Consider the following 10871-nt stretch of genomic DNA (forward strand, 5'->3'; position numbering starts at 1 on the left):
CCATTTATCGTTGCAATTCACACGGTTGAGGATCCCTTTCGTGCATTCGAGCTTGTCCGTTCAGGTCTCCCCTTATGGGACAAGTTGATGGTCAAGCAAACTCTGAGCAGTCTCCCGGAGATAGCGCCTCCGGCGCCTGCCGCGAGGATGCTGGTCGGTGAGCTCAGCGGGCGGTGTCCATCCGATCACGCGCGCAACTCACAACGGCGGACAAATCGAGCCCGTAGGTCGGCCCGTCGCCTGAACCGTACTCCTCGAGTCGGGCCGCACCGCGCTCGAAGAGCCGGAGCGCGCCAACGCTGTTCCCCCGGGCGGCGTGGGTGAGCCCCACGCAGATCTGGGCAAGACCTTGCCAAAGGTTGCGTTCTTGGGCCGGCCCAGCTTTCCATCGGGCCTCAAGTACCTCATGCGCTGCGAAGGGCCGGCCCGCGTCCACCAAGCTCCGGGCCGAGACCAACGTTTCCACCGGCGGCAGCGGCTCCTCGGAGACCGGCTCCACGCCAGCGCTTCCGTACGGCAGCGGCCGTCCAAGAGCGTCACGTGGCCGGGCCTGCCGGGGGCGCCTTGAAGCATCGCGATCCCTGTCGCCGGTCATTGCAGTTTCCGCTCTGAGAGTCCGTGGACCTTGCTAACCTTCATCTGCCCAATGCTACGGCTCGGCCCTTCGAACATCCGTTGTCAGACTTTCTTCAGTGCCTGGGCGAGCATTACGAGGATTCCGCTGGGTCCGCGGAGGTACGTGAGTTTGTAGACGTCACCGTAGGTCGCCACGCCGCGTAGCGGTGTACATCCGTGCTTCGCAGCGATCTCAAGGGCTACGTCGATGTCGTCAACCGAGAAGGCCACGCGGTGCATGCCGATGTCGTTGGGCCGGGTTGGGTTCGTCTCGATCGCTTCGGGGTGGATGTATTCGAAGAGTTCCAGTTGGCCCTGACCATCCGGGGTTTGGAGCATCGCAATTTTCGCGTGGTTGCCATCAAGCCCGACGGCAGTGTCGGCCCACTCGCCGCTGACGGTGTCACGGCCGACGACCGTGAGCCCGAGGTCGGTGAAAAAGGCGATTGTTGCTTCGAGGTCGCGAACGGCGATACCGACGTTCTCAAGTTTGATGGCCATGCGTTGAAGCTACCAAGGCGGACAGATTAGCTCCAGTGGGGGGCCGAAACTCGGCTGAACAAGTTCCGGGACGATTGCCCCCAAGCCGATGGGCTGACGGCACGATGAAGACGCTCAGCCCCGAAACGTCCATGAGCGAGGCGGTCTTGCCTGCCCTGCATCCTGTCGCCACACTGAAACCATGCACTGGTCCCCGGATCCTGATGCCCTGCGAGGCCGAGTTGCAGTTGTCGCAGGAGCGACCCGAGGCGCTGGACGCGGCATAGCAGCTGCTTTGGGTGAAGCCGGGGCGACGGTAATCTGCACTGGACGCAGCAGTGCGGCCGGCAGAAGCAGGTCGGACTACGACCGGCCCGAGACGATTGAGGAGACGGCCGATCTGGTCACACAGCTTGGCGGCGCCGGGGTCGCCATCCAGGTCGATCATCTCGACTCCGGAGAGGTCCGAAGCTTGGCCCAGCGGATCCGAACTGAATATGGCGGTCTCGATGTGCTGGTCAACGACATCTGGGGTGCTGAGGTCCTGAAAGGTGGCCCAGCCGAGTGGAACACCCCTATTTGGGAGCACGACCTGGACAAAGGGCTGCGCATCCTGCGACTAGGCATTGACACTCATCTGATCACCTCGCACCATCTGCTTCCGCTGCTCATCACCAAGCGTGGGGGACTTCTCATTGAGGTCACCGATGGGACCACCAAATTCAACGCCACTGAGTACCGGATCTCGGTGTTCTACGACCTGGCCAAGGTCGGGGTCAACCGGTTGGCCTTTTCTCAAGGCCACGAACTGGAACCGCACGGAGCCACGGCGATCGCCATCACGCCTGGATGGCTTCGGTCGGAGATGATGCTCGATCGCTTCGGCGTCACCGAATCCAACTGGCGCGACGCTTTGGACCCCGGCCTGGTGGGCGGATACCCAGACGCCCCCGCGGGTTTCGCTTTCTCGGAGTCACCCCGCTATGTCGGTCGGGCCGTAGCCGCGCTGGCAGCGGACCCTGACCGCGCGAAATGGAACCAGCAGTCGGTCAGCTCCGCTCAACTTGCCAGAGAGTACGGATTCACCGACATAGATGGGTTGCAGCCCGATGGCTGGAGCGCGCACTAACTACGGCGACGTCAACGTCGGGCCCGGGCCGGGTTGTCGGAGTCGAGAGCGTTAAACTGCGCCGGCCCATCGACTTCCGCTGGGGGCCCGGTGGATTTCCCGGGAACGTGCGTGCAGGTCAGCAGCCGGAATGCGCCGGACTTCACGAACCTGGACAGCGACGTCACGTGCCTCCGGCGGCGTGGCCCTTCGCTCCGTCGGGGAAACATCGGCAATCAGTCCCATGCCGGCGTACTCACGCACGGCGGCGATCCCGGCAACAGCTGCGGTCTTGTTGTCAAAGGCCTTGGACACTGCCATCACGGTGCCATCCGGCGCGGTCAGACGGAACCTGAAATACGACTCCGCGTCAATGAACAGTTCGAACATTCCGGCCATATCAAATCCTCCCGGTCTGCGGGCTCTGCCCCGCGGCGTCGTTGCCACGGAGCAGAAACGGACGCGCCGTTGCGTCCCCTTCCCGCTGGTTTTGTCCTGCAATCCAAATGATGAGTTCATTGCGTGCTCAATGAGTCTCGCTCAAGACAGCCTGTGCCACAAGACCCCCCGTTCGATCACCGACCCTGGAGAAGCCCCGGGACGACCGTCCCGGGGCTTCTCCAGCCGTCTAACGGCGGGGCCTACAACTGCAGTGTCACCGGCCGCTTGAGGCCGTTCACGGTAGCAGCGGGCCAGCGGTCATCCACCGTCAGGACCTTCATGCCGGACTCGGTGAGCTGGACGGTGTCCTCGACCTTCACTCCGGGTCCCGACGGGTTCCAGGTGAACGGCTGGTTGAGCACAACGGTGTCGGTGGTGGCCGCGGTGACGCGCGGATCCCGTCCGGCATAGCCTGCCGGTCCGCCCTGGTGGTGCTGCTCCCACTGCTCCGCGCCGAAGCCGTGGCGGGCGTAGGCGGCCTTGATCTCGGCGAAGACGCGGTCCAGCCTGGCACCGGGGAAGGTTGCGTCGAAGATGTCCGCCTCCACGGCGGCGATCCGGGACTCGGCGTCGCGCTCTTCGGGGGTCCCGGCGTCGAACCTTACCCAGCGGGTGATGTTCGCGACCAGACCGTCCCGGCGAGCACACACCACGGCCATGGCGCGGCGTCCGAGGGGTGCGTGCGTGGCCAGCGGGTGCCGGAAGTCGCTCCGCGAGCTGCCATTGCACAGGAGCACCAGCGGCTCCGCGCCCGCGCCAACCACGCGCGCGGCCAGGGCGGACACCAGTTCGAATTCGGTGGTGGCCGGCCGGACCGTGGACAGCACATCGGTCATGATGCCGGCCAGTTCCGCGCTGAGGCGGGCGTAGCGGGCGGACTCGCCGGGCAGCAGTTGCTGCCGGGCAGCCCTCAGCTCGGTGGCCACCGAGGCCTCGGCCAGCGGGGTGCCGGAGCCCACGTCTGTGCCCCCTCCGGAAGAATGTCCGACGGCGGCGGCAACCTCGTGCAGGTTCCCGTACCAGGGCGCGGTGTGGAGGGAGACCCCGGCGGGGAGCTCCTCGGCCGAGATCCGCCCCGCCTCGTTGTTGAACGTCACCAGGTGGTCGCCGTCCCGGTCCACCAGCAGCGCGGCGATGGGGTCGCCGGCCAGGCTGATGTGGACGCGGCTGCCGTCCAGGTACCAGGCCAGCGCCGTGTGCGTGGTCAGCAGCAACGAGTCCTGCCCTTTGGCATCCAGAATGTCCAGGACGCGTCGCCGCTTGATGGCACGGTCCGCGGTAGAGGCGGGCGGCGTGCGGCGGCCCTGGCCCGCAAACGTCGTGGCTTCAGTCAGCTGCGACGGCGGTGTAGCAGCGGTGGTTGTCTGGCTCATGAGTTGTCCCCCTGTGTGTTGATCAATGTCTCGATGTCTTCCGTACCCAAAATCCCGTCGGCGATGAACACGGTGACGCTGCGGCGAACCGTGCTGCCGGGTTCGGCGATGACCGGCGCGTCCCAGGCCAGCGACTGGCCAACTCCCGGATATCCGTCCACGCGGACGAACCACGGGTCCGTTGAATCCGCCGAGGCGACGAACACGAGTGTGGCGTCGCCGCTTTGGTGAGTGCCGCCGTCGAACGTTCCCGTGAACGCGCCCGACCACGCGAGCCACGGTGCGACACTCCCGTGCGCGGCGGACTCACCCGCCCCCGAAGGCGTCCAGACGCGCGCCCCGGAACATTCCGGAAGCCGCCAGAAGAACCCGCCGTACCCGCCCCCAACGCGGCCGTTGGAACCGGGGCTGCCCAGGCTCACCGGCTGGTTGCCGGCGGGGGAGAGTGCAAAGTCCAGGGTGAGGCGCCAGGCGGAAGGCCCGACGGCGGCCCACGTCCAGGTGCGCTGTTCGGTCAGGACGGGAGCGCCGTCGGGCCCGTTCCAAGCGAGGTTCTCGGTCAGCTCGCCCTCCGCGGCGGACGGTTCGCCGGGAGACGGTTCGACCGCGCGGACGATGCTGCCGTGGTCCGGGCGCCAGACGTACTCGCCGGCCGCCCGGGTATAGGTGCGCCCGCCCCAGAAATTGACGCCGTCCACATCCTGGAGGGCCGCCCCCACCCCCAGATGCCACACGTGGTCCAGCGGCTGGTGGTCCGTCACAACGGTCCCGGCCAGGGTGCGGACGGGGTGCAGGTACGGGCGGGGAGAGGACACGGCGCGGATGCGGCTGCCGTCCTGATAGTCCGCCACGGGATGCCCGGCAAGGTCGAAGGTCCGGACCGGGGGCAGGCTGCGGGCCCAGGGGACGCCCAGCTCGGCGAAGGTGGCCTGCGCCTTGGTGGCGCGTTCGATCAGCGCGGCGATGCCGTGGACCACGGGGTGGGCATCATCGCCGTCGCCCTCCCAGCTGACATGGCCGGCGTCGATTTCCAGGGGCGCGGGGGCGGTACGGATGGCTTCCAGCACACACATAAATGCGCCGGCATCCGGCAGCGCGCTGAGGAGGGGGGTGCCCAGGGGAGTGCCGTGCAGGGGAGCGCCGGCCGCCCGGGCGGCGAGCAGGTTCTCCAGCAGGTCGGTCCGGCCGAACGTCTCCCGGCGCTCGCCGTCCGCCGTGGTGGTGACCAGTTCGTCCTCGGTGTAGAAGAACGTCATCTCCCCCCGCGTCCCGTGGACCGTGACGGAGGGCCGCTGCTGTTCGGGGGCGCAGAGGGTGAGCGCGCACAGCAGTGTGGCCCCGGCGGCGGTGCGCACCCGGATCACCGAGGTGTCGTCGCTCTGGGTGTCGTGGGCGCGGTAAAGATCCGTCTCCACGGAGGCGACGTCGGCCACCGTGTGGGCGCCGGCCATGTTCAGGGCGGTGGCAACGGCATGCGCCAAGGCATTGGTGGCCACACCGTCCACCACGTCGATGCCGTCCAGGCTGCGTTTGCCGGCCCACCGGGAGCGCTTGAAGTAGCCCCTGGTCCGCAGCCACATGCCGGTGGCGCTGAGTCCCAGCACCTCTCCAATGCCGCCGGTCGCGATGGTGTTCCGGATTTCCGGCAGGGCCAGCGAGCCCAGGCTCTGGAAGCCCACCTGAACGAGCCTGCCGGCGGACTCGGCGGCGGCCAGCACGTCCTGGAACTGGGCCATGGATGCCACCGGTGGCTTCTCCGTGTACACGTCGGCACCGGCGGCCAACGCCGCCAGCGCCAGGGAAGCGTGGGTTTGGATGGGGGTGGCCAGGATGACCACATCCGGGACCGGCCCGGCTGCCAGCAGCTGGTCCAGGGTGTTGAAGACCGCCACGGACCCGCCGAGCGCGCCCGTTTCCGGCGGGTTGGGGTCGGCTACCGCCACAAGGTGCAGGGCCCCGGCTTTCTCGAGCCTGGCGAGGTTGGCCAGGTGCGATTCCCCAAAGCCGTGCACGCCCACGAGGGCAATGCGCGGGAGGGTTGCCGGAACGTCACCTGTCGCTGCGGAGCTAGCGGGTGCCGCGGGGGCGGATTGCTGAATCATCTGGGGTCCTCGGTGGCTAAGGGGTTGGAAGTGGCGAAAGGCTGCGGGCGGGCGGGTCCCGCTGCGCCCAGGGTCCTGGACAGGTAGCTGATGGCTTCATTCTGCATCTCGACCGTGAAGACGTGCCCGCCCGGCCAGAAACTCCCGGTGTAGGAGCCGGCTCGGTGCAGGGACTCCAGGATCCGGTGGGCGTCGCGCATCCCTTCTTCCGGGAACAGCTCATCGGCCAGCGCGTACTGCACCAGTAGTCCGTCGGCGCCGGATCGTCCGGTCAGTTCCGGCCAGTCGCCCAGCTTCCAGAGGCCCGGGGTCTGGAGCAGCCAGGAATGGGCATCCAGGTAGGCGGGCAGCAGCGACTGGAACGTGGCCATCATGCACGTCACCACGTAGTTCCGGATCTGCGGGCTGAGGACCGCCAGGGCCAGTGCCCGGCCGCCGCCGCCGGAGAACCCGATGCACCCCAGCCGCTCCGCGTCCACCCCCGGCAGGCCGGCAAGGATCTCCAGGGCGGCCAGGTCATCGTGGGCCACCATCCCCGCCAGGCTGGTGCCCAGCAGGCCCGCGGCCTTGGCCACGGTGTCCTCGTGGATTCCCGCGGCGGCGTTGTACAGTTCGGCGTCGGAAGGTACGACGCCGGCCTCCCGCCACTGCGACTTCCTCGCCTCCAGTGCGGATTCCGTCCGCCACGGCGGGGTGGACAGGTCGAAGCGCCGGCTGCCCCACGCGAAGGCGTCGTGGGCCAGAACGGCGAAGCCCTGGCGGGCGACCTCCGTGGCCAGGGCGCGCCCTCCGTAGTGCCCGGCGTGGGCTTCCGCTGCGGACGGGTGGGGCTCGGGAAGCGTGACCAGCCGGTCCGCTCCGCCGAACTTGTTTCCGCCGTGGCAGTGCAGGGCCAGCACGCCGGGCAGCGGCCCGGAACTCCCGGCCGGCCGCATCAGCCACCCCGTGGTGCGGGGACCGAAGCCCAACTGCCAGCTGAGCTGGGAGGTGGTGACGCCGTCGTACGTTCCCTCCCAGTGGACGGTGACGTCCGCCGGGACAACAACTGCCGGAACGCCCAGGGCGTCCGAAAGGTCCTGCGCGGCTGGTGTGGCGGCCTGGTAGCGCAGCCGGTCACGGACGTAGGCAGGCCAGTTCTCGTAGCCTGCAATGGCGCTGGGCCGGACCGGCCGGGAATCCTTGCTCACTGACCTGCCTGTTGTTCGGGTGGACGGGAGGGTTGAAGGCGCGGCGGATCGGGACGGATGTTGAACTGTGGGTAAAGTGATCCGGGTGCAGAAAACGCTTTCTCAAAAACTAACAAAGGGCTATACAGGAGTCAAGAAACCGTTTACTTTGGTACGGAGCCGCTTTCAACGTCCCGCGTGACGGAGGCCGGATCCGGACAGCTGCACCCCAAGTGAGTCCGCCGCCGGAGACGGTGCAAATATGGATCGCCCAGTGCGATCAACCCAGACGTGGAGGGCCACGATGACCAAAGGAGGCCACATGGCCGCTAGACACATACCCAGGACGCCGTGCCCGGCAGGAATGCCGGCCGCAGCGGATCTGCTGCGTGAAACGGAGTTGCCGCAATGAGTGCCATCAGCGAACTGAGCACCCTCAAGCGCCGCAAAGGCCCCATGACGGCAGCGGAGAAAAAAGCGAACGGCCGGGACAACAAGGCCGCCTACATCTTCTTGCTGCCATGGCTGGTGGGCCTTGTTGCCATCACCGTCGGTCCGATGCTGATGTCCCTGTACCTGTCCTTCACGGATTACAACCTGCTCCAGCCGCCGGAATGGGTGGGGCTGGACAACTTCATCCGTATGTTCGCCGACGCCCGGCTGCACAACTCGCTGGGCGTGACGTTCACCTACGTCTTTGTAGGCGTCCCGCTGCAGCTCGGTGTGGCGCTGCTGATCGCGCTGGTGCTGGATAAGGGCCTGCGCGGACTGCCGTTCTACCGTTCCGTCTTCTACCTGCCGTCCCTGCTGGGCGGTTCCGTGGCCGTTGCCATCCTGTGGAAGCAGATCTTCGGCACCACCGGCCTGGTCAACCAGGCCCTGGCCATGTTTGGCATCCAGGGTCCCGGCTGGATTTCCGATCCGAGCACCGCGCTGGGCTCCATCGTCCTGCTGCACGTGTGGACCTTCGGCGCCCCCATGATCATCTTCCTGGCAGGCCTCCGCCAGATTCCGGTGATGTACTACGAAGCAGCAAAGGTGGACGGCGCCAGCACACTCCAGCAGTTCTGGCGGATCACGCTTCCCATGCTCAGCCCCATCATTTTCTTCAACCTGGTGCTCCAGATCATTGGATCCTTCCAGTCCTTCACGCAGGCGTTCATCGTTTCCGGCGGCAATGGCGGCCCGTCGGACTCCACGATGTTCTTCACGCTGTACCTGTACCAGAAGGGCTTTGGCCAGTTCGACATGGGCTACGCCTCCGCCATGGCGTGGTTCCTGCTGGTCATCATCGGTGTGTTCACCGCCATCAACTTCATCGCTGCAAAGTATTGGGTTTTCTATGACGACTAAGCTTCAGACGCTGCCCGCCCCGGACAAAAACACCGCCGGCGCCGGTAAGCCAACGAATCACCGCAAGCCCGCGAAACGCCGCGAATCCCGCGGCACGCTCGCCTTTAGCCGGGCTGCCCGCACCAGGGCCTTGATCAAACATGGCATCCTGATCCTCGCCGGCGGCCTCATGATCTACCCGCTGCTGTGGATGGTTGTCTCATCGCTCCGGGCCAATGAGCTGATCTTCCGGGAGCCCGGCCTGTGGCTCAACAGCCTGGAGATGAGCAACTACACCGACGGCTGGTCCGCGCTGACGCACCCGTTCGGGCACTACATGCTCAACTCGGCCATCGTGGTGATCGGCTCCATCCTGGGAAACCTGATCTCGTGTTCCATGGCTGCCTACGCGTTCGCGCGGCTCCAGTTCACGGGCAAGAAGCTGTTCTTCGGCATCATGTTGCTGACCATCATGCTCCCGTTCCACGTGGTGATCGTGCCGCAGTACATCCTGTTTTCACAGATCGGGTGGGTCAACACGTTCTGGCCGCTCATCGTTCCGAAGCTCCTGGCCACGGACGCGTTCTTCGTGTTCCTGATGGTCCAGTTCATCCGCGGCATCCCGAAGGACCTGGATGAAGCGGCAAGGATCGACGGCGCCGGCCACCCGCGCATCTTCCTGCGGGTCATCCTGCCCCTGATGGTGCCGGCCCTGGCCACCACCACCATCTTCACCTTCATCTGGACGTGGAACGACTTCTTCGGGGCCCTGATCTACCTGACGGATCCGGACATGTTCACCGTTCCGGTGGCGCTGCGCGCCTTCGTGGATTCGCAGTCCGCCACCAGCTGGGGATCGCTGTTCGCGATGTCCATCGTGTCCCTCCTGCCGGTGTTCCTGGTGTTCCTCTTCGGCCAGCGGTTCCTTATCAAGGGCATCGCCACCACAGGCATCAAGTAGATCCAGCGAAACACCTTGCTCCAGCCAATGGCCCGTCCCTTGAGGACGGGTCATTTGGCGTATCCCGCCGTGCCGGGTCGCGTGGATGATCCGCCGAGGCCAAGGCAAGAAAAACATCTTGTAATACAAGTCAGGTACTTGTAGTATGAGAACTAAGAAAACGCTTTCTCGTTTACTTTCCCCCTAGCCAGATCAACGAAGATCGGAGTACCCAGTGGCGCTTTTTCACCGCACTGAGTCAGATGCCAAGAAACGTACGGCAGAGTTGCCATCCACCGGCGCACCCCGCCGGTTCCGCAAGACGGGCGTGGTTGCCGCGGCAGCCGCCGTCGTGCTTGCCCTGAGTGCCTGCGGCGGGGGAGCCTCCCCGCAGAGCGACGGCGGACCCGTTGAGCTGCGCTTCTCCTGGTGGGGCAGCGACAAGCGCGCCCAGCTGACGCAGGCCGCCATCGCGGCGTTCGAGGCCGAGAATCCCAACATCAAGATCAAGCCGGAGTACGGCGACTGGAGCGGATACTGGGACAAGCTGGCCACCCAGGTCGCCGCCAACGATGCACCGGACATCATCCAGATGGACGAAAAATACATCACGGAGTACTCGACCCGCGGTGCGCTGCTGGACCTCTCCAAGTACGAGATCGACACGTCAAAGCTGGACGAAGCAGCCCTCAATGCCGGCAAGAGCGAAGACGGCCTGACCGGCATCGCCGCCGGCATCAACGCGGCCACCATCCTGGCCAACCCGGCCGTCTTCAAGGCTGCAGGCGTTGAGCTTCCCGACGACAAGACCTGGACCTGGGAAGACTTCGGCCGCATCTCCGCCGAAATCACCGGGAAGTCCCCGAAGGGTACCTACGGCTCTGCCGCCTACGGCACGGACGAGGCCTCGCTGGGAGTCTGGCTCCGGCAGAACGGCAAGACCCTGTACACATCGGACGGCAAGCTGGGCTTCGAGCCCTCCGACATCGCCGACTGGTGGGCTTTCCTGAAGCAGCTCAGTGAGAAGAAGGCTGTGCCGTCCGCATCGGAAGTTGTGGAAGCTGAGGCCGCAGCGCTGGACCAGAGTGGCCTGGCCACGGGCAAGAACGGGCTCGCCTTCTGGTGGTCCAACCAGCTGCCGGCGCTGGAGAAGGCTGCCGGAACCGACCTGCAGATCCTGCGGTTCCCGTCCACCACCGGCAAGGCTGCCGACGCCAAGCTCTGGTACAAGGCATCCCAGTTCTGGTCGGCTTCATCGCGCACCAAGCACCCCGTGGAAACGGCCAAGTTCATCAACTTCCTGGCCAACAACAC

At 65.9% G+C, this 10871-nt stretch carries 10 protein-coding genes; 4 read left to right on the forward strand and 6 right to left on the reverse strand.

Annotated features, from left to right (window positions below; all coding sequences use genetic code 11):
- Positions 1-163 precede the first annotated feature (163 nt).
- Together V6M49_RS01465 and V6M49_RS01470 are read right to left on the reverse strand one after the other, a co-directional pair.
- Entirely contained in the window at positions 164-595 is a 432-nt protein-coding gene (locus tag V6M49_RS01465; protein WP_332759657.1) for a DUF309 domain-containing protein, read from the reverse strand.
- Between the two features lie 83 nt (positions 596-678).
- Positions 679-1116 (reverse strand): VOC family protein, encoded by a 438-nt coding sequence (locus V6M49_RS01470; RefSeq protein WP_332759658.1) that lies wholly within the window; start codon positions 1114-1116, stop codon positions 679-681.
- Positions 1117-1297: 181 nt separating this feature from the next.
- Here V6M49_RS01470 and V6M49_RS01475 point away from each other — a divergent pair, with 181 nt between their 5' ends.
- On the forward strand, positions 1298-2224 hold the full coding sequence (locus tag V6M49_RS01475) for an SDR family oxidoreductase (protein ID WP_332759659.1): 927 nt from the start codon (positions 1298-1300) through the stop codon (positions 2222-2224).
- A gap of 51 nt (positions 2225-2275) precedes the next feature.
- On the opposite strand, the gene V6M49_RS01480 is transcribed toward V6M49_RS01475, so the two are convergent.
- The 4 genes from V6M49_RS01480 to V6M49_RS01495 all read right to left on the reverse strand — a co-directional run bounded on the left by V6M49_RS01480 (position 2276) and on the right by V6M49_RS01495 (position 7306).
- The gene (locus V6M49_RS01480; protein WP_332759661.1) at positions 2276-2602 is read right to left on the reverse strand and encodes a YegP family protein; all 327 of its coding nucleotides are present in this window, start codon (positions 2600-2602) and stop codon (positions 2276-2278) included.
- A gap of 242 nt (positions 2603-2844) precedes the next feature.
- Positions 2845-4017 carry a M24 family metallopeptidase gene (locus tag V6M49_RS01485; protein ID WP_332759662.1) on the reverse strand — a complete coding sequence of 391 codons (1173 nt, stop codon included), beginning with the start codon at positions 4015-4017 and terminating at the stop codon, positions 2845-2847.
- Entirely contained in the window at positions 4014-6119 is a 2106-nt protein-coding gene (locus tag V6M49_RS01490) for a DUF6807 family protein (protein WP_332759663.1), read from the reverse strand. Before V6M49_RS01490 ends, V6M49_RS01485 begins: the two co-directional genes overlap by 4 nt.
- Positions 6116-7306 carry an acetylxylan esterase gene (locus V6M49_RS01495; RefSeq protein WP_332759665.1) on the reverse strand — a complete coding sequence of 397 codons (1191 nt, stop codon included), beginning with the start codon at positions 7304-7306 and terminating at the stop codon, positions 6116-6118. Before V6M49_RS01495 ends, V6M49_RS01490 begins: the two co-directional genes overlap by 4 nt.
- A gap of 387 nt (positions 7307-7693) precedes the next feature.
- Here V6M49_RS01495 and V6M49_RS01500 point away from each other — a divergent pair, with 387 nt between their 5' ends.
- From V6M49_RS01500 to V6M49_RS01510, 3 genes are all read left to right on the forward strand, one after another.
- Positions 7694-8638 (forward strand): carbohydrate ABC transporter permease, encoded by a 945-nt coding sequence (locus V6M49_RS01500; protein WP_056346294.1) that lies wholly within the window; start codon positions 7694-7696, stop codon positions 8636-8638.
- Positions 8628-9578 (forward strand): carbohydrate ABC transporter permease, encoded by a 951-nt coding sequence (locus tag V6M49_RS01505; protein WP_141141544.1) that lies wholly within the window; start codon positions 8628-8630, stop codon positions 9576-9578. The genes V6M49_RS01500 and V6M49_RS01505 overlap by 11 nt, the downstream gene beginning before the upstream one ends.
- A 265-nt stretch (positions 9579-9843) precedes the next feature.
- Positions 9844-10871 (forward strand): ABC transporter substrate-binding protein (locus tag V6M49_RS01510; protein WP_332759668.1); only part of this gene is annotated, 1028 nt, incomplete at its 3' end.

This window comes from Pseudarthrobacter sp. (assembly GCF_036675385.1).
Classification (GTDB): domain Bacteria; phylum Actinomycetota; class Actinomycetes; order Actinomycetales; family Micrococcaceae; genus Arthrobacter.